Here is an 18,391-nt window from a genome sequence, read left to right on the forward strand (position 1 = left end):
TTTGTTGGTTTGGCAGCGACTTTGATCTATATCAACAATAGGCCTGGCTCTCGCCTTTATCGTGAAGTGGTTATTGAGTTTACAATATTTTCACTTCTTGAGGCCGACATGCAGCACAATCCATTGGGCTTGCGGGGTATCGAATTTACCGAATTCGCCGCCGCCGACAGCAGCTATCTACATCAGGTTTTTCAGGCTTTTGGTTTTTCCAGAACCCGGCAGTTTAAGGGGAAAGCCATTGATTATTATCAGCAAAACGATATCCACATCTTATTAAACCGTGAGCGCAGCGGCTTTTCGGCCGACTTCAGCCGCAGCCATGGCCCGGCTATTTGCGCCATGGGCTGGCGGGTTGATGATGCGGTTGCCGCAAGGCGTATTGCGCTGGAACGCGGTGCCCGCGGTGTAGATCCGGCCGCGACAGACCTGCCATATCCGGCAATTTACGGTATTGGCGACAGCCTGATTTATTTTATTGACCGTTTTCACTGCGCTGATTCGATTTATCAACGCGATTTTGAGCCGCATGATGAACCGGCTATTGTTGAAGATTTAGGCTTCAGCTGTATCGATCATCTGACTAATAACGTGGTCAAAGGCACCATGCAACATTGGGCTGACTTTTACAAAAACGTGTTTGGTTTTACCGAAGTACGCTATTTCGACATCAAAGGCCAGCAAACGGCACTGTTGTCTTATGCACTGCGCTCGCCGGATGGCAGCTTCTGCATTCCAATCAACGAAGGCAAAGGCGACGACCGCAACCAAATCGACGAATTTCTGCGGGAATACAACGGTCCCGGTGTGCAGCACATCGCTTTTCTGACCGACAATATTCTGGATTCACTCGACAAACTGGATCATCAGGTCATCGATACGCTGGACATCCACGAGGATTATTACACCAAAGCCTTTGCCCGCGTGCCGCAGGTTCGCGAAGACAAACTGCGTATTCAGCAACATCAGGTGCTGGTCGATGGCGGCGATGACGGTTATCTGCTGCAAATTTTCACCAAAAACCTGTTTGGGCCGATTTTTGTCGAGATTATCCAGCGTGTTGACAACTTAGGCTTTGGCGAAGGCAACTTTCAGGCGCTGTTTGAATCGATTGAACGCGATCAGCAAAAACGGGGGCTGTTATGACCATGCCTTCAACCAGCAACATAAAAGTCCGGCAAATCCATCATGTGGCCTACCGTTGCCATGATGCAAAAGAGACAGTGCAATTTTATCATGATGTGCTGGGCATGAATTTTATGCTGGCCATTGCCGAAGATCAGGTGCCCTCGACCAAAGCGCCGGACCCTTATATGCATGTGTTTTTAGACGCCGGGCAAGGCAATATTCTGGCGTTTTTTGAATTGCCGAATTCAGCACGAATGGGCAAAGACCCGCATACACCGGAATGGGTGCAGCATATTGCACTGCAGGTCGATGATGAAGCAGCCTTGCTGGCAGCCAAAACTGAGCTGGAGCAACGTGGTATAGCCGTTGTCGGGCCGACCAACCACGAAATTATCCGCTCAATTTATTTCTTTGACCCTAATGGCCATCGTATTGAGCTGACCTGTGTCACTGCAACTGCTGCCATGCTGCGACAGCTTGATGCAGTGAAGTGGCAGATGCTGGAGGAGTGGTCGCAAACCAAAAAGGCGCCGAAACAGGCTGCCTGGCTGCATCAGCAGGAGTTTACCGAACCTGCCTGAAACCTTGTAAAACAAAACCACAGCACCAAGGGTTGAATCCCTGTAACGGCGCGGGATAGTTCTGCTCCCGCGCTTTTCTCGTCAGAAACTGCGCCGGATCAATATTTGCGACGGGCAGAGCTGGCAAAATCATCCATACTGCAGTTCGGTGCGTAAATGTTTTGGATTTGGGCGCAAACCAAATCCCAACTGCAGTTTCTGCCAAATAAAATTCGACAGCAAACAACAAAAAATTGATATCTACCGTGCAACAGGAGCAAGTAATGTCTCAACTTGATCGTCGTTCCTTTTTAAAACTCTCTTCAGCAACTTTAATCGGCGTCACCATGGGCGGCGTCAGCCTCAATGCCGTGGCGCAGGAAGCTGTTAAAGCAGATGATCCGATGGCGGTGGCGATGAAATATGTCGCGAAATCCACCACAGCCGACCAAACCTGTGGCAACTGTATGCATTATGCCAAAGATGCCAAAGGCGAGACCGGCGGCTGTGCCATCTTCAGTGGTAAGCTGGTGGCGAAAGGCGGCTGGTGTGCGGGCTGGATGAAAGCCGCTTAATCATCACTGTGTTCTGACTGAAAAAAGCGCCGCCGGCGCTTTTTTTCTGCCCGGCAGTCAGGCCGCAGCCGATGTTTGACAACAACCACAATGCACCGGCTGATCACTCCGTGCTCTTCCTGCGTATATGCCGCGCAGTTGAATGCAGTCCGCCTCGCCGGAGCAGGTCAACATCTGGCATAATTCAGCGAAAATCTGCTCTGGAGTAACTATGACGGGAATGGTTTTGATCACCGGTGCGGCGCAGCGGGTGGGATTACATTGTGCACTAGGGCTGCAACAGGCCGGTTATCAGGTGATTGCGACTTACCGTCAGCCCAAAGCCGGCGTGGAGCAGTTGCGCCAGGCCGGGGTGGTTTGTCTGGCGCTGGACATTACACCACACAGCGATTTAGCGCTGCAGGTCGCGGACCTGGCCGCAGCCGTCGGTGATTTATGTCAGCAACAGCAATTGCCACTGCGCGCTGTGATCCACAATGCCTCCAGTTGGGCCGGTGAAGTGCAGACCAGCGGCGATCTGCTGGCGCAGCTCAGCGCGGATGCTGCGGTCTTTGATGACATGTTCCGTATTCACACCAAATTACCTTATTTACTCAGTCGCGCGCTGGCGCCGCTGTTAACCACAGAACAGCCACAGGCCGCGGACATTATCGCTATCAGCGATTTTGCCGTGAATACCGGCAGCTGTAACCATATGGCGTACGCAGCCTCCAAGGCCGCACTGGAGAATCTGGTGTTGTCGCTGGCACGCCAGCTGGCGCCACAGGTTAAAGTCAATGCGATAGCGCCGGCGCTGCTGATGTTTAATGAAGGCGACAGCGCCGAGTACCGTGCTTTTACGCTGAAAAAATCTTTGATGGAAATTGAGCCCGGGCCGGCGGAAGTGCTGCAAAGCATTCTCTACCTGTTGCAGAGCCGTTATATCACCGGCCGCGTGTTGGCACTGGACGGTGGCCGGCATCTGAAACTGCCGTGACCGCAAATGCAGCCACATGCGCCGGTGCCGCGAATTCAGCGGCCGTATTTTCGTAATGGTCCGCAGCATCGGGCCGGGGCGGATGTCAGCTTCGGTGATATCGTCAAAATCTTTGATTTTCGCCGGATAAAAATCGGCCGCTGGGTCAACGCGACCGAAACCCAGCTGGCGGCTAATTTATTTTTTGATGCGCTGTCAGACCTGCAATTGCTCTTGCAGGTGCCGCCGCAGGTGATTTCGCTCAATGGCTCATTGGCGCTTAGTTTTGGGATTGGTGGCGAGCCGGGTACTTGCGCCTTTTACCAGCCACAGGGTCGGCTTTTGGCTTTGGCTAAAAACGCCGGCGGTGGCTCGCTGGCACACGAGTGGTTTCATGCCTTTGACCATTATATTTCCAGTCGGCTTTGTATAGATCCCAAACCCGGCGATTTCGCGAGTCGCAGCTGGTTGCATGGCGCTGCTTTACAGCCTCATCCGCTGAATCAATTGCTTGCCGCAGGATTTGCGCATTGTTTACTGGCACCTGATGGCGCTCAGCCGTCGGCGTATTTTCAGCGCAGTGCAGCTGCCGACAGCAGCAAGGGGACTTTGTATTACGCGCTGCCGGAAGAGTTATGCGCCCGGGCATTCGAAAACATGCTGCAGCGCCAGAGTTTGCAAAATAGTTTTTTAGTTAGTGGGACTGTCTGGCGAAGCCAAAAAAGTCTGAAGGTAGAGCAGACCGCAGAACAACAATGGCGTGTTGCGCTTTATCCGGATGCCGCCGAAAGTAGCCGGCTGGCGGAACACTGGCTGGGGTACTTTCAGCGGCTGGGGCAAGCGCTGACCAGACCAAGACTGAATCAGGCCGGCAGCTAAAGCTGCCTGACCAACAAACTGACATAGTTTTTCATTTTATGGTCATCAAGATGTTGCCGTAATGCCGCTTCAGCCTGATCTGCATTACATAACACCTGATCCAGCAGCATCAGCCAGCGCGGCGGATTCAGCTGCAGCTGGTCCAAATCATCAAAGTAATACAGCTGACCGCTATGGCGGTAATCCAGTAGTGGTGGCAGCTTGGGCACTATGTCGCGTTGATTGACATAACGGCGATAGAATGGCAACAGCTGCGCGGTGATGGCCTGACTTAGCTGCGCGTCACCGACTTTAGGCTGGCCAAAAGTCACGACGCCGGCGAGTTTGCTGCCGGGCTTTTGACTAAACTGCAGCGCCAGCAAAATCGCCAGCGCGCCGCCTAAACTATGGCCGGTGATCCACAGCGGTCGCTCCAGTCCTGCCTGCGGCTGTTGTTGGCTCAGGTCAGCCAGAATGACATCGGCTTGTGCGCTAAACCCCTGATGGGCTTTGCTGTTGCTGCCCAAAGGCCAGTTGACCAGCGGGCACTGCGCATCGGTGCGGATATCCGCCAGTTTGCCTTCCGTGCCGCGGCAGATCAGCACATCATAGTCCATGCCACGGGCGTATAAATATTGCGTGTCCTGGCCGACGGAACGTAACTGCCCGCTGAGTAAAAATGTCTGTAATTCCAAATCGAGCTGAGGCCCATTCAGATAAACCAAATCCGATAAACGGGCGAGCTGTAAATCCATTGCTGCCACCGGGTTTGGTTTTTTGCTGATAACTGCAGACGTATTGTTGCTCATCGCAGTCGGTGCGGTCGTTGAATTGCTACTTTGTGTTTCAGCGCTGACTTCGCTGCTGGTTGCTGTGCTGGGCCGGAATTTTTGTTTGACCGCCATCAGCTTCTGCAAAATATCAAACCAGAAGGGGGCACCTAACGACAAGGCAAAACCAGTCAGCAGATAACCGAGCCAGGCAGCGGGCGCTTGCCAGGGCCATGACCAGTCGTCCTGATGGCCCAATAATGGCGCTGTTTGTGTCAGTTGTTGTTTCAGTGCCAGCGTGTCCATACATTGGGTTTTATCTTCCCGGCACAGTTCTGTTGCCAGTTGTGGATTGGCAGCCAGATTTTCTGCCAGTAAGACTGCTTGCTGGCGGGCGATCGGATCTGAGAATAATTTTTGGTACAAGGCGATGGAATCAACATTCATACCGATGGCGACAATAAGGCCAATTAACAGCTGCAGAATGCCCAGTTTGCGCTTAAACCAGCCGACAGCCCGGTCACAGCGGTCATTAAACCAGTCCTGAACTAACAGTTGAAATTGCTGCGGATCGGCGTGGGCTTGTTGCCAGAAATGCAGCAAACTGCTGCGTGTAGCTGAAGCCGGCAGGTGTTCCAGCCGCTGTTGGATCTCCAGCGGCGATTGACTGAGCTGGGACAGCGGTGCGCCGAGTTGTTGCTCCAGCAGCACTTCGGTGGCGATATCCACCGGAATATAAGAGGGCAGGCCAAACCCAAGGTGTAACCAGAGTTTGCGCAAGACATTGCCGGGGACATCATATTGCATCAGCTGGCGGATGCGTGGATGCTGATAAAAGGTTGTGGTGCGGCTTTTGCCGACAAGGCCGATGAACACCTGGCGTAAGTTGCGGCCGCGCATACCGGACGCCTGACTAATACCTTCACCAATGGCGGTAACTAATAAACTTAAGGTCAAATAAATTCCGACCAGCCCGATAAAAGCATCAAGCATTTCCAGACCAGACATAACCCATTCCCTGTGCAGCTGAACCGATGTTCGAGCTTAGCCGGAATTTAGCGGACTGCCCAGTAGGGTTTGCATTGGAGAGCTGACGCGGAGTGACCGCGTCTGTGGCATGTAAAGCCGGATTAGCAGATCCGGCAGCGAAAGTTACGGCCTTTAATGCCGGCACTGATCAGTTTCAGCGCATGTTTGGCCTTGGCCGCCGGCACTGCGACATAAGAGTGGAATTCAGTAACCTGAATTTTGCCAATCTGGTTACCGTCGATTTGCTGGTCCACCGTCAAGGCGCCAACGATGTCGCCGGCACGCAATTTGTGTTTTTTACCACCGTCGATCCAAATCGCGGCCATCGCCGGGGTGCGTGGCGGGCGCTGGCGTAATGACGCGTCCGGCAGCGGCAACAGGTGTTCGGCCTGTGGATACAAATCGGCCAGCAATGCGCGCTTATAGTCATCGGCCGGGGCGACCAGACTGACCGCAAGGCCCGATGCGCCGGCGCGGCCGGTACGACCAATGCGGTGGACATGGGTTTCAGTATCATGCGCCAGCTGCACATTGACCACTAAATCCAGCCCCTGAATATCTAGACCACGCGCGGCGACGTCGGTGGCGACCAGCACGTTGGCGCTTTGGTTGCTGAAGCGGATCAGCGTCAAATCCCGGTCGCGTTGCTCAAGGTCGCCATGCAGCGCCAGGGCAGCAAAACCCTGATCTGCCAGGTACTGCCATAAGTCATGACATTCGCGTTTTTGGTTACAGAATAACACCGCTGACACCGGCTGATGTTGTTTCAGTAACAGCTCTACAGCGGCAAAGCGCTGTTCAGGGCTCACGGCGTGAAATTGTTGTTCGATAGCGGGTTTATTGTCGGCGGTCTCAATCTGTACCCGTGCTGGTTCTCGCAGATACCGGCTGGCCAGTTGTTCAATTTGTTTTGGAAAGGTTGCGCTGAATAACAGCGTCTGCCGGCTCGCCGGTGTTTGCTGCACTATGGCATCTAAACTTGGCGCAAAGCCCATTTCCAGCATGCGGTCGGCTTCGTCCAGCACCAGCATGTTCAGATCCTGCAGTTGTAACGAGCCTTTTTGCAGATGTTCTTCAATCCGGCCCGGCGTACCGACAATGATATGCGCGCCGTGCTCCAGACTACCCAGTTGTGGGCCAAACGGCACACCACCGCATAAGGTCAGTACTTTAATATTGTGAATAGCCCGGCCCAGTTTGCGGATCTCGCTGGCAACCTGATCTGCCAGCTCACGGGTGGGGCACAACACCAGGCTTTGAATACGGAAACGTTTAACGTCGAGTAACTGCAGTATGCCAAGTGCAAAAGCGGCCGTTTTGCCTGAGCCGGTCTGCGCCTGTGCAATCAAATCCTGTCTGGCCAGGATCAGCGGCAAACTGGCCTGCTGCACCGGTGTCAGGGTGGTGAATCCAAGGTCGTTCAGATTTTGTTGCAGTTCAGGTTTCAGCTGGATATCGGTCGGATTCATCGGTCACTCGGCGCAGGGAAAAGAGCGGCGCAGTGTATAGATTTTCACCGGTTGGTCAATGTTTTTCGGTGTTGCAGTCTGCGCTTTTTCCGCTGGACAGGCGATGTGACACCATCCGAGTTGCGTGCGCTGCTAGGAGTTGGCTTTTAAGAAGCGAAAGACCGCGCTGTAATATAAATCTGGCTGATCCAACCAGCCATAATGCGCACACTGAGGCAGCAGTACGAGCTCCGCCTTGGAAAAACTGCCGGCAATAGTTTGAGCGGTCTCAGTGCTGATAATGTCATTTTCTCCCTGCAGTACCAGCACTGGCGCCTTGAACTGCTTAAATTGCGCCTTCAAATCAAAATGGTTTTTTTCCAAATCAGCAAATACCAGCTGATTAATGGTCATGTTGACTACTTTCAGCCGCGCCGCAATCAATGGTGCTTTGGATTTATCCACCACATAAGCGCGGGCGCGCAGCTGCGCTAAGGTGTCCCGGGTGCCTTCAGAATCGTCGCCACTGCGCTGGCGCAGCTGATACATCTGCATACGGATTTGCTCCTGCAGGCTCAGATTGTTAAGCAGCCGTTCGGCAATTTGATCGCGAAACTGCAAATCCAGGCCGCCCGACGATGAGAAAATCAGTTTGCGGATATGTTGTGGGTATTTCGCCGCATAAGCTGCGCCGAGCATGCCGCCAAAAGAATGGCCCAGAATGACCCATTGTTTGATGTGCAGTTGCTGGCGCAGCTGTTCGATGTCCTGCACCATCAGCGCCAGTTGAATGGTGTCGGCGTTAATGCTGCTGAGCTTGGAATGACCGGTGCCGCGCTGGTCAAACAAAATAGTCTGATAGCCTTGCGCTGCGATGGTTTTTGCTACAGCTTCAAAGCCGGCGCTATCCAGACCCGGACCGCCATTGATGATCAATACCGGTGTGCCGCTGCCAAAAGTCTGGTAATAAATGTTGCCGGCATAGCCGGACTCAGCCTGCGCCAAAGCGGCGAAACTGAGCAACACAAACACCAAGCCACGTTGGATGAACCTCACCAGAATGGAAACCACAGGCAGAACCTCAGCACGACCATTATTAAAACCGGCATTAACTTAGCAGGTTCGCCATGCGCTGACAGCGGTTTTGCAGGCACGGCTTTGTAACAGAACTTGTCTGTGAAACCAGCCCTGTTCTGGCGGGTAAAAAAAAAGCCCCCGAAAACGGGGGCAAAGAGCGGGTGTCGAGTTGCTCAAGGGTCTTACTAACGGAACATGAACTGGGAAAAATCCAACAATAAAACTTAGTTACTCATCGCTGTTCATAAAACCCAGCAGCTGCAGCAGGCTGGTGAACAGGTTAAAAATCGAGACAAACAAACTGACAGTCGCCATGATGTAGTTAGTCTCGCCGCCATGCACAATCTCGCTGGTCTGATACAGGATCATGCCGGACATCAGCAATACAAACATTGCAGACACCGCCAGGCTTAACGCCGCAATCTCAAAAAAGACGGCACCCAGGCCGGCCAGGAAAGCGACCAGGATGCCAACGGTTAGGAAACTGCCCATAAAACTGAAATTGGTTTTCTTCACTAACGCGTAGGCTGACAGCGCAAAAAATATTGCCGCAGTACCGGCCATCGCCAGCATTACAATCTCACCGCCGTTTGGCAGTGCCAGGTAGCGATTGATGATTGGACCCAGGGTATAACCCATAAAGCCGGTCAGACCAAAAACACCGACCAGCCCCATGGCGCTGTTGCGGAATTTGGTGGTGAAAAACAACAAACCAAAATAGCCGACCAGCGTGATCAAAATGCCAGGATGCGGCAAATTCATACTGGCACTGATGCCAGCCATCACTGCGCTGAACGTCAGGGTCATCGCCAGCAGGGAATAAGTGTTACGCAGAACTTTGTTGGCCTGTTCGACGCCGAGAGCGCCGCTGTAGGCCTGTTGATGATATGTGGTCATATGCACTCCGGTTTGAATTGAGCTGTTGCCAGCTGGTTTAAACTGACTGCATTAAAACAAAGATTGTGCTATTCGGTAAAATCGAATATACCTAATGTCAAATCAGTTTATAACTTAGATGGTGGTTGTATGACGCCGGTCAATTTTAATCAGCTGTATTATTTTTATCTGGTGGCGAAAGAGGGCAGTATCGCCAGGGTCAGTGAGCAGCTGCATGTGACAGCCCAGACAATCAGTGGGCAGCTGGCTGCATTGGAGCATAGCACCGGTACGGCGTTGTTTGTCCGAAATGGTAAAAAATGGGGCTTGACTGAGCTTGGCCGCGTCACATATCGCTACGCTGAGGATATTTTCCGCTTAGGCGATGAACTGCGTGCCGTGTTAAAAGGCAACCACGGCGTGCAGTGGCAGACATTCACCGTCGGTGTGACGGATGTCCTGCCGAAGGCCTTTATTTATGAAATGTTAAAGCCGGTGTTTACTTTGCCGGAGCAACTGCGGCTGATTTGTGTTGAAGGCGAACAAAGCCAGCTATTGGCAGATTTGGCGTTAAACAAGCTGGATTTAGTGCTGACCGATCAGCCATTGTCGCCGTCCAGCCCACTGAAAGCTTATAGTCATCAAATCGTCGAATCCGGCACCAGCTTTTTTGCCAGTCCGCCGTTGGCTGCCAGCTTAAAAGCCGTCAGTTTTCCCGCTTGTTTACATCAGCAGCCATTATTGCTGCAGAGCAAAAGGTCGATTATCCGTCAGCGGCTGGATGCGTGGTTTGCCCAATGTGCGGTCAGTGGCCAGATTATTGCTGAGTTTGATGACAGCGCGCTGATGAAAGCGTTTGGTCAGCAGGGACTTGGGGTCTTTTCTGCGCCGAGTCTGATTGAAGAGGCCATCTGCCGGCAATATGAAGTAGAAGTGGTTGGTCGTACCGACCAGGTTAAAGAGGTGTTCTATGCGATCTCGCCGGAGCGTAAGCTCACGCATCCGGCGGTGTTACAGTTGGTGCAGGCGCTGGCACAACGATAAACACAGGGCTAATGAGCAAAGCGGCCGAGTTGCTGCTGGGTCTCTGCAGTGGCTTTTAACAGCGTCTGGCCGGCAGTTTCAATCGACGACATCTGCTGATAAGCATCTGTGGTGCCTTGCTCAATGGCGCTCAGATGCTGGTGGGTCTGTTGGTAACTTTGTTCCAGATCCAGCACTGACCCTGTGATCTGCTGCACACCTTGTTTAGCCTGACTCAGCTGTTGTTGCAGCTGGGTAAATTCGCTGGCTGTCATACCGATTGTTTGTTGCGCCTGACCGGCTTGTTCATTCAGCCGTTCCGATTCGGCGCGGGTATCGCGCACCAGCCGCTCCATATCATTGAGAAAGCCGGAAATTTGCCGGGTCGCCTCATTGACCTTCGCTGCCAGAGTGCGGACTTCGTCAGCAACGACGGCAAAACCGCGGCCTGCGTCGCCGGCCCGTGCCGCTTCGATTGCCGCATTAAGCGCCAGCAAGTTGGTTTGATCTGAGAAGTTCTCTACCATTTGCAGAATTTGCCGCACATTTTCAGAATTTTTCTGCAGACCCTCGACTGTCGCGCCAAAGGTTTCCAGCAGCTGAACGATGCCGGACAACTGGGTTGAAATGGCTTGCATGCCGCTGCTGGCGTCTGCTGCTTTGGTGACTGTGGTCTGGGCAATCTGATTCATCTGGTCACCGGTGCTGACAATGGCGGCCAGCTGGTCCAGCACATGGTCACTTTCACTGCGGATTTTTTCGCTGCGTTGTTCTGTCGCCTGCAAATGGCTGCGGGTAGTTTTCACCGCACTGCTGACTTGTTCGTTGATTTGATGAGTGTGTTGGGCCTGATGATGCAACTGAGTCAGTAATTCAGCGAGCTGACTGACAAACTGGTTGTATTCTTCTGACAGAGTGCGGAATTCGTCATAAGTAAAAGCTGGTAACCGGTGATTTAAGTCTGTGCCTTTTTGATTGGCTTTTTGCAGCGCCTGCACCAGCGCCTGCACGGGTCTGACTATCAGGTAAATCAGATAGCCGATGGTAAAGAAAAATGCAGCAGTGCCGAGCAGCAACGTGGTCCACCAGGCACTGCTGGCGCCGCCGGTATCCGGATAAGCAAAATACAGTGCCAGCCAAAAAATGATGGTCAGGAAACCGATATTCCCGATGATTTTTTTGCTGAGGCTGTCAAAAAAGGTGCGCTCTACCGTGGTATACAGACTTGAAAACCAACCCATGCCGGACTCCCGCTAACTGATTGTGACTGTTGCAGAATCTACCATAGCAAAGTTTCAGCAGTTTGCGGTAAATCAGCCTTCGCTATGATTGGTCATAAATTTGCGACAAAAAAGGCTGCCCGGTGGCAGCCTTGTTCAGTTGACTCGTATTGAGCTGATGATTGCTCAGAGGCGCTCCAGCACCGCCTGAGTGAAATCTGTAGTGCCGTGTGTACCGCCAAGGTCGCGCGTGGTGCGGTCGCCGCTGGCGATCACATCAGTCACAGCCGCCAGAATACGCTGCGCTTTGTCCTTCATACCGAGGTACTCCAGCATTTGGATCGACGCCAGGATCACTGAACTTGGGTTGGCCAGATTTTTACCGGCGATATCCGGTGCACTGCCATGGACAGCTTCAAAAATCGCACAATCTTTACCAATATTGGCGCCAGGCGCCATGCCAAGACCGCCAACCAGGCCGGCACAGAGGTCGGACAGAATGTCGCCAAACAGGTTAGTAGTGACAATCACATCAAACTGCTGCGGGTTCATTACCAACTGCATACATGCGTTATCCACGATCATTTCGACGGCCTGAATATCCGGGTACCGGGCCGCGACTTCACGGGCTGTCTTCAGAAACAAACCAGAGGTTGATTTCAGGATATTGGCTTTGTGCACAATAGTGACTTTTTTGCGCTGCTCACGACGGGCCAGTTCAAAGGCAAATTCGACGATCCGTTCTGAGCCTTCGCGGGTCACAATACTCATGGCTTCGGCCAATTCACCTTCGTTTTTGACTACCTGACCAGCACCTGAGTACATGCCTTCGGTGTTTTCGCGCACTGTGATGATATCGATATTCTCGTAACGCGCTTTGGTTCCTTTAAAGGAGATCACCGGACGCACGTTGGAATACAGATTAAATTTCTTGCGTAAGGTCACGTTAATAGAGGTGAAACCTTCGCCAACCGGCGTGGTCAGTGGGCCTTTTAAGGTGATTTTGTTACGGGCAATAGCGTCCAGCGTGGCTTGTGGCAGCAGCTCGCCTGTTTTCTCCAGGGCTGTCAGGCCGGCATCGACATACTCATACTGAAAATCGCATCCGGCTTTGTCCAGAATCGCAATAGCGGCGTCGACAATACTTGGACCAATACCGTCGCCTTTGATAACAGTAATAACTTGTGCGCTCATAGCTAACCTTTGTGGTGGATTTGGCTGAAACAAATGCAGGAGTCTTGGGCTCTGCTGAGCCTCTGGTCTGAGGTCTGGACTCCGGCGGAACGACTCGACTATAGCATTTTTCGTTATTCGTTACCAGAATGGCAGCATGCCTGTGCTATAAGCGCTGTTTATAATGGATATAGCGGAAAATGATGAAAGAAAACTACAGTTTAGGTTGCAGTGGCCAGGATGCAGCACAGTGCTGGGTTAGCTGCAACAACCATTCACTTAGCGGAATCGCTGGTAAATCAAGGGCATGGCGAGCATTTTTATAGAGTGTTTCCAGCTGTGCCGGTGTTGTTGTACTGCCAAAGAAATACAGTTCAGTCAGAGTCCAGCCAAACTGGATGAACAGCTGGGCGCTCTGTTGCTGGCTGTAGTCGGCCTGCATACCCACAGGGCTGCGAAACTGCAGCACTGCGTCCTGCCAAAGCAAGCCAAAGCCGGTTGCCGCCAACAGTTGAGCGATTTGTTGCAGACAATCAGGCTGTTGCCACAACAGCTTACGGCATTCGGTGGACAGCGCTTGTGCCGGTCGCGCGTCGCGGTGCAACGGTTGATGCCGGAGTTCGTCATGCTGTTGCAATGTCAGGCTGACGCAGGCTGCGAGCAGACGGGTCTGCGCTATCGAGATCTCTAGTTTTTTCGTCTGTTGTGCCAACAGGCCCAGTGCTTGTTGGAATACCTGTTCGAGCTCATTGAACCATTCCCGCCACGGCTGTGCGCATAAAGCGATTTGTTGCGCCAGCCACGATTGTCGCAGCAGTGCCGGGAGTTGCTCTGTGCCAATCAAAGCCAGTGCATGCCGCACATCGGTAATGGCCGTCTGCTGGCGACTCAGTTGCGACGCGGCCTGACATAATAACTGGCAAAAGGCCGGATGCGTTTGCAGAAAACTGACCTGGCGACTGACTGACCAGTCGGGGTTCAGTTGCTGGATCAGCGCCAGAGACATAGGTTCCGGATCTGCGGTTTCCAGCACATCCCGTGCCTGGCGGACCAACAGCGTCAACCAGCCCGGGTCATGGCATACTTTTGGTGGTAACAACTGCAGACCGGAACCAGCCAGCTCAGTCGGCGTGGCACTGAGGCTTTTTAAATTCAAATCAAACAAATAACCGGTTAACTCCGGCTCTGCTGCCGTGATAAAGGCCACCACCCCGATGCTGTCACTGCAAAAACGCCCAAGCTGATGCAAGGCGGCGCCACTACGACTCAGTAAAGTCAATAGCTGTTGATTGACCGGATTTGCCTGTCGCCACTGCTGGCGAAACAAGGTTTCAAAGCCGACTTTCCCGGCAGTGGCAGGCTGAACCAGCGGATAGCTCAGCTGGTAGACCAGCACTAACACAGTTGCCAGCGGATTTTGTTGCCAGATAGCAGCCTGCTGGCGTAACCGGCAACAACTGGCAAAGAGTTGCAGCCAAACGGCAGGTAACTGCTGCTGATGACGCCGCACTGTCAGCAGCCAGGGATCCTGTAACAACTGCGGTTGGGCAAAATCTTTGCTGAACATATCTGGTGTCAGGCCGCTTAACGCCGCAAAACTGGCACTGAGCAACTGTTCCTGCGCCAGCATGGGCCAGCGGCTATGTTCCGCCAGTGTCAGGATCAGGACAGCTTGTTTCATTGCTAAATTCGCCAATGGCGGGTGGTCAGAAGACGATAGTGCTAATTGAGCATGCAATAATGCGGGTTGCTGTTGATAAAGCTGACAGAACTTCGGAGCAATTTGTTCACAAGCCAGCTGAAAACGGCCTGCGCTGAGCAGTGCCGGCGCTTGTGAATACAAACGCTGCAGGTACTGATACAGACTATTCAGCTGCTCGACGGCCTGACTCATAGGGGTCAGGGCCTGGCTGGGCGGGCTTGCCGAAACTGCTGCACTGCGTTCTCGCCAACCGCAATCAGCCGGCGATTCAGGTACAGCAGCGCAGTACATTCGGTTTTTGTCGTGATACCGTCGGAAATATCGCGTTGGGTGCGGTAATAGACCAGTTGATAAAGATCTGTACCGGCCTGATAAGCTTCTGTGATATCGGGCCCACCCAGTTTTTGCCGGATTTGGTCCTGAGTGACGGTTGCACTCAGTTGCAAGGCATTGATGAACTTACGATTGTAAGCTTCCCGATCGGTCCAGGCCATCGCATCGGGGTCGTCCTGATAGACATTCAATGCCAGCCAGGTTGCCAGTGGATAGACGGCAATCAAGGCCGCGGCAAGTAATAACCAACGCAGATATTTTTTCATCGCAGTGCCACCGCGAGAGGGGAACCAATAATCAGAAGCAAACATTTTTCTGTAGTTTCAGCTGTCATCTGTAGACCTTTTATACAAAAAATCTGCCAAGTTGGTTGGCTGCAGGTCAATACGCCGGCAATGGAGCCATCAGGCGAACCCAGACGGCCCCGATATCAGGCAATATACAGAACCGATGCCCCTCCGGCACCTGAACGCGCCGGAGAGGGAGCTGCAAACGATGGGCGTCTGTTTAGCGGCTGATTTGATAGCAGGGGATATACTTACTGCCGGGCAGTTTCATCCTGCCCTGCGCAACAAAAGCTTCCAGCAGGTTGTCCATCAGTTCCATCAACCCCGGCTCACCAGACAGAATAAATGGCCCCTGGCTGCTGATCGCTCTGATGCCTTCGTCTTTGACGTTACCTGCGACAATACCAGAAAACGCCCGGCGCAGATTCGCAGCCAACCGGGCTTTGTCCTGCTCCAGGTGCAGGTTCAGGCTTGCCATATTCTGGTGGGTTGGTGCGAACGGATGCTGGAAATCTTCGTCAATTTGCAAAGTCCAGTTGAAATGATAAGCGTCACCAACCGATTTACGGTACTGCCGGACGTCCTGACAACCTTGTTTCAGTTTTTGCGCAACCGCCACCGGATCATCAATGATCACTTCGAACAAATCCAGGGCGGCTTTGCCCAGGGTTTTTTCTATAAAGTTTTGTAATTCAGTGAAATAGGCTGCGCTTTGCTTCGGACCTGTCAGGATCACCGGCAAGACCTGCTGGCGGTTTTGCTCGTGCAGCATAATCCCCAAAAGATACAACAGCTCTTCGGCAGTACCTGCGCCCCCCGGGAAAATAATAATACCGTGGGCCGTGCGGATAAAGGCTTCCAGGCGTTTTTCAATATCCGGCAGGATCACCAGTTCATTGACGATTGGGTTTGGCGGCTCAGCGGCGATAATGCTCGGCTCTGTCAGCCCCAGATAACGGCCGTTACTGATGCGTTGTTTGGCATGCCCAATTGTGGCGCCTTTCATCGGGCCTTTCATCGCGCCCGGGCCACAACCAGTACAAATATCCAACCCGCGCAGGCCAAGCTGATATCCGACCTCTTTGGTGTACTTATATTCGGTTTCGTTGATAGAGTGACCACCCCAGCACACAATCATGTTCGGTGTGGCGCCTGGCGCTATAACCTGAGCATTGCGCAGAATATCAAACACCGTATGGGTGATGTGTTCGCTGTTGTGCAGATCCAGCCGTTTTTCATCAGCGCCAAGGCGAGTGTGATAAAACAGGATGTCGCGTAGCACGGCAAACAAATGTTCGTGAATGCCTTTAATCAGTTCGCCATCAACAAAAGCACCGGCCGGGGGGTTAAACAGCTCGATTTTGATACCGCGCTCTCTGGCAATTAAATTCACCGCAAAGTCTTTAAACTGGTCATAAATTTCTGCGGAGCTGTCGGTATGGCTGCCGACGTTCAGCACGGCCAGGCAACAATTACGGAATAGTTTAAAAGTTTCACTGTGCGCATGTTGCTTCAGCTGATCAACTTCCAGCTGTGACAACAAATCCATCGCGCCTAACGGGTTTAACTGTACATGCATCTTGCTCTCCTTGGACGGCACGGGGACCAGAATGGCGGGCTCAGGGTTTCAGAATCACCAGATCGCGTCCCTGACGTTTGGCGTCATATAACGCCTCGTCGGCCCGGTCAAAGGCTTCACGACCCTCATCTGTTGGTTTGAGTTGGGTGGCCCCGAATGATATTGAGATCACAACGTTGGTGTCTTTGAATTTAAACGGGATACGTTTAATTTTCTCCCGTATCGTATTCAGTGGTGTTTCCAGTTGTTCCAGCGGCGTTTCCGGAAACAGTAAAATAAATTCCTCACCGCCGTAGCGGGCGATAAAGTCAGCTTCGCGCATGCTTTGTTTCAGTGCTTTTGCAATCACTTTCAGCGTTTTATCACCGGCGCTGTGACCATAAGTGTCATTAATAACCTTAAAGTGATCCACATCTGCCAACACTATCGACAGTGGCGTGTTGTAACGTCTGCTGCGCTTGAGTTCCAGTTCGTAACGTTCGTCAAAAGCTGCGCGGTTGGGCAGCTCTGTTAATGCGTCCTGCAGGCTGCGGAACTTTTGTTCGGCCAGGCGTTTTTTAAATTGCCGCGCTTCTTCTTCGAGTTCTTTTAAGCGGCTATCCATTTCTTTGACCGAACCGAGCAGGATTTCGCGCTCTTGCTTTTCCAGTTGTTCTTTATCTTTCAGAGAATTGCTTAACGTAGTTAGTTTGTCGGTGACCAGCGACTGTAATTGCTCCAGCGACGTAGCGGACTGGGTGTCATGGCTTAACACACTGATTTGTTGCTCAATCTGTTGATTCAGCAGCGCCATTTTTTCGCGGATGTTATTGGTCGATTTCAGCGACGACACCAGCGAATTCTGCACGCTGTTCAGTGCGTCATTGAGTTTCAGCAGGAAATGCTGCGCCGACTGGCGCTCTTCATTGATGCTGGAGATGATAATTTCGATCGTACGCAAACAGGCTTCGAGCAGTTTTTCGATACTGAGCTCGCCAAGCAGGCTCACCCGGATGGTGTTAATCGCGTTGGCGTAGCTGCCTTCAAATGCCAGTTCACTGAGCAGATTAGTCAGCTCTACAGAGATCTGCCGACAAATGCCGTCATACCTGGTACTGTCGCTGATCTCCTGCAAATCCAGACTTTGCTTGGCATTTAACGCCAGCTGGTATAGCTCGGTCAGATGGGTTAAATGGGGGATATACGCATGGATGGTCGGAGCCGGCTCTTCGACACGTGATAATAAATCACGTAAGTCCCGTCTGAGCTGATTGGGTAAACCCCGTTGTTTCTGCAGTAGTTTTCCGGCTTCGCTGATGGTGACCTGCGCTTTGCGGACTTCTTGTTGTTGCCGGCTTTCCAGTGTTTTCAGATGCTCTGTTGTTGCATCAATTTGCGGTAGCAGTTTTTCCAAATCTGTACCATTGCTGAGTTGTTGCCGCAAACGTGCCAGCCGGTTGTCCAGCTCAACGTCAATGCCTTTACATACCAGCGACAGTCTTGCGACAAACTGCGTCAGGATCACGAACTGACTTTCGTAGGTATCTTCCAGCTGCTTACGGGCTTTTAAGGCACTGGCCAGTTGTTGTTTCAGAGCTTGTTCGGAATCCACGACTCAGATGTTCCCGTCGGTATCGGCAAAGGAGGCTGGGCTAAGTATATCGCTTGTGCGTAAAAAGCATAGTCAAAAATAAGCCGTGAATTTGCTGGTTCGACCGGCTGTTTTTTTCGCAGATTCAATGTGTTGTTCTATCAACTTCGATTAAACGCTGTTTTATTGATGACATCTTTCGAAACGAAAGATGAGGTAGGCATAAATAAA

General features: G+C 52.3%; 16 protein-coding genes. 6 read left to right on the top strand and 10 right to left on the bottom strand.

Going from position 1 to position 18,391, the window contains the following annotated elements; translation table 11 throughout:
• The first annotated feature begins 108 nt into the window (after positions 1-108).
• The 5 genes from hppD (at position 109) to Q399_RS0119535 (ending at position 4,094) form a co-directional block, all read left to right on the top strand.
• Entirely contained in the window at positions 109-1,143 is a 1,035-nt protein-coding gene (gene hppD, locus Q399_RS0119505; RefSeq protein ID WP_031571556.1) for a 4-hydroxyphenylpyruvate dioxygenase, read from the top strand.
• Entirely contained in the window at positions 1,140-1,706 is a 567-nt protein-coding gene (locus tag Q399_RS0119510; protein WP_245612939.1) for a VOC family protein, read from the top strand. Before hppD ends, Q399_RS0119510 begins: the two co-directional genes overlap by 4 nt.
• 263 nt (positions 1,707-1,969) lie before the next feature.
• On the top strand, positions 1,970-2,260 hold the full coding sequence (locus Q399_RS0119520; protein ID WP_031571560.1) for a high-potential iron-sulfur protein: 291 nt from the start codon (positions 1,970-1,972) through the stop codon (positions 2,258-2,260).
• 211 nt (positions 2,261-2,471) lie between these two features.
• Positions 2,472-3,236: a dihydromonapterin reductase gene (folM, locus tag Q399_RS0119530; RefSeq protein ID WP_031571561.1), complete on the top strand. Its 765-nt coding sequence runs from the start codon at positions 2,472-2,474 to the stop codon at positions 3,234-3,236.
• Between the two features lie 6 nt (positions 3,237-3,242).
• A complete protein-coding gene (locus Q399_RS0119535; RefSeq protein ID WP_031571562.1) occupies positions 3,243-4,094 on the top strand; it encodes a CLCA_X family protein in 852 nt (283 codons plus the stop codon).
• Here the strand turns inward: Q399_RS0119535 and Q399_RS21775 are convergent.
• The 4 genes from Q399_RS21775 to Q399_RS0119555 form a co-directional block, all read right to left on the bottom strand.
• Entirely contained in the window at positions 4,091-5,851 is a 1,761-nt protein-coding gene (locus Q399_RS21775; RefSeq protein WP_031571564.1) for a lipase family protein, read from the bottom strand. The genes Q399_RS0119535 and Q399_RS21775 overlap by 4 nt on opposite strands.
• Before the next feature lie 122 nt (positions 5,852-5,973).
• Positions 5,974-7,341 carry an ATP-dependent RNA helicase DbpA gene (gene dbpA, locus Q399_RS0119545; protein WP_031571567.1) on the bottom strand — a complete coding sequence of 456 codons (1,368 nt, stop codon included), beginning with the start codon at positions 7,339-7,341 and terminating at the stop codon, positions 5,974-5,976.
• Between the two features lie 132 nt (positions 7,342-7,473).
• Positions 7,474-8,391 (bottom strand): alpha/beta fold hydrolase, encoded by a 918-nt coding sequence (locus Q399_RS0119550; RefSeq protein ID WP_157836358.1) that lies wholly within the window; start codon positions 8,389-8,391, stop codon positions 7,474-7,476.
• 234 nt (positions 8,392-8,625) lie between these two features.
• Entirely contained in the window at positions 8,626-9,294 is a 669-nt protein-coding gene (locus Q399_RS0119555; protein WP_031571571.1) for a Bax inhibitor-1/YccA family protein, read from the bottom strand.
• 129 nt (positions 9,295-9,423) lie between these two features.
• Between Q399_RS0119555 and nhaR the strand changes: the two genes are divergently transcribed.
• The gene (nhaR, locus tag Q399_RS0119560; protein ID WP_031571573.1) at positions 9,424-10,317 is read left to right on the top strand and encodes a transcriptional activator NhaR; all 894 of its coding nucleotides are present in this window, start codon (positions 9,424-9,426) and stop codon (positions 10,315-10,317) included.
• An 8-nt stretch (positions 10,318-10,325) separates the two neighbouring features.
• Here nhaR and Q399_RS0119565 read toward each other — a convergent pair whose 3' ends face one another.
• The 6 genes from Q399_RS0119565 to Q399_RS0119590 form a co-directional block, all read right to left on the bottom strand.
• Positions 10,326-11,537, bottom strand: a complete 1,212-nt coding sequence (locus tag Q399_RS0119565; RefSeq protein ID WP_031571575.1) for a methyl-accepting chemotaxis protein — start codon at positions 11,535-11,537, stop codon at positions 10,326-10,328.
• Positions 11,538-11,702: 165 nt separating this feature from the next.
• A complete protein-coding gene (locus Q399_RS0119570; protein ID WP_031571577.1) occupies positions 11,703-12,710 on the bottom strand; it encodes an isocitrate dehydrogenase in 1,008 nt (335 codons plus the stop codon).
• A gap of 193 nt (positions 12,711-12,903) precedes the next feature.
• The gene (locus Q399_RS0119575) at positions 12,904-14,583 is read right to left on the bottom strand and encodes a hypothetical protein (RefSeq protein ID WP_031571579.1); all 1,680 of its coding nucleotides are present in this window, start codon (positions 14,581-14,583) and stop codon (positions 12,904-12,906) included.
• Between the two features lie 5 nt (positions 14,584-14,588).
• Positions 14,589-14,990 carry a DUF3192 domain-containing protein gene (locus tag Q399_RS0119580; RefSeq protein WP_031571581.1) on the bottom strand — a complete coding sequence of 134 codons (402 nt, stop codon included), beginning with the start codon at positions 14,988-14,990 and terminating at the stop codon, positions 14,589-14,591.
• A gap of 241 nt (positions 14,991-15,231) precedes the next feature.
• Positions 15,232-16,590 (bottom strand): nucleotide 5'-monophosphate nucleosidase PpnN, encoded by a 1,359-nt coding sequence (ppnN, locus tag Q399_RS0119585; protein ID WP_031571583.1) that lies wholly within the window; start codon positions 16,588-16,590, stop codon positions 15,232-15,234.
• Between the two features lie 40 nt (positions 16,591-16,630).
• The gene (locus Q399_RS0119590; RefSeq protein WP_031571586.1) at positions 16,631-18,181 is read right to left on the bottom strand and encodes a sensor domain-containing diguanylate cyclase; all 1,551 of its coding nucleotides are present in this window, start codon (positions 18,179-18,181) and stop codon (positions 16,631-16,633) included.
• Positions 18,182-18,391 lie beyond the last annotated feature (210 nt).

It is taken from the genome of Rheinheimera texasensis DSM 17496 (assembly GCF_000711985.1).
GTDB classification, from domain to species: Bacteria; Pseudomonadota; Gammaproteobacteria; order Enterobacterales; family Alteromonadaceae; genus Pararheinheimera; species Pararheinheimera texasensis.

Bases quoted from the DNA above. Each gene is read 5' to 3' on its own strand.
- Q399_RS0119555 (WP_031571571.1), bottom strand. From the start codon at position 9,294: ATGACCACATATCATCAACAGGCCTACAGCGGCGCTCTCGGCGTCGAA.
- Q399_RS0119510 (WP_245612939.1), top strand. From the start codon at position 1,140: ATGACCATGCCTTCAACCAGCAACATAAAAGTCCGGCAAATCCATCAT.
- dbpA (WP_031571567.1), bottom strand. From the start codon at position 7,341: ATGAATCCGACCGATATCCAGCTGAAACCTGAACTGCAACAAAATCTG.
- ppnN (WP_031571583.1), bottom strand. From the start codon at position 16,590: ATGCATGTACAGTTAAACCCGTTAGGCGCGATGGATTTGTTGTCACAG.
- Q399_RS0119565 (WP_031571575.1), bottom strand. From the start codon at position 11,537: ATGGGTTGGTTTTCAAGTCTGTATACCACGGTAGAGCGCACCTTTTTT.
- hppD (WP_031571556.1), top strand. From the start codon at position 109: ATGCAGCACAATCCATTGGGCTTGCGGGGTATCGAATTTACCGAATTC.
- Q399_RS0119570 (WP_031571577.1), bottom strand. From the start codon at position 12,710: ATGAGCGCACAAGTTATTACTGTTATCAAAGGCGACGGTATTGGTCCA.
- Q399_RS0119575 (WP_031571579.1), bottom strand. From the start codon at position 14,583: ATGAGTCAGGCCGTCGAGCAGCTGAATAGTCTGTATCAGTACCTGCAG.
- folM (WP_031571561.1), top strand. From the start codon at position 2,472: ATGACGGGAATGGTTTTGATCACCGGTGCGGCGCAGCGGGTGGGATTA.
- Q399_RS0119520 (WP_031571560.1), top strand. From the start codon at position 1,970: ATGTCTCAACTTGATCGTCGTTCCTTTTTAAAACTCTCTTCAGCAACT.
- Q399_RS0119580 (WP_031571581.1), bottom strand. From the start codon at position 14,990: ATGAAAAAATATCTGCGTTGGTTATTACTTGCCGCGGCCTTGATTGCC.
- Q399_RS0119535 (WP_031571562.1), top strand. From the start codon at position 3,243: ATGCAGCCACATGCGCCGGTGCCGCGAATTCAGCGGCCGTATTTTCGT.
- Q399_RS21775 (WP_031571564.1), bottom strand. From the start codon at position 5,851: ATGTCTGGTCTGGAAATGCTTGATGCTTTTATCGGGCTGGTCGGAATT.
- nhaR (WP_031571573.1), top strand. From the start codon at position 9,424: ATGACGCCGGTCAATTTTAATCAGCTGTATTATTTTTATCTGGTGGCG.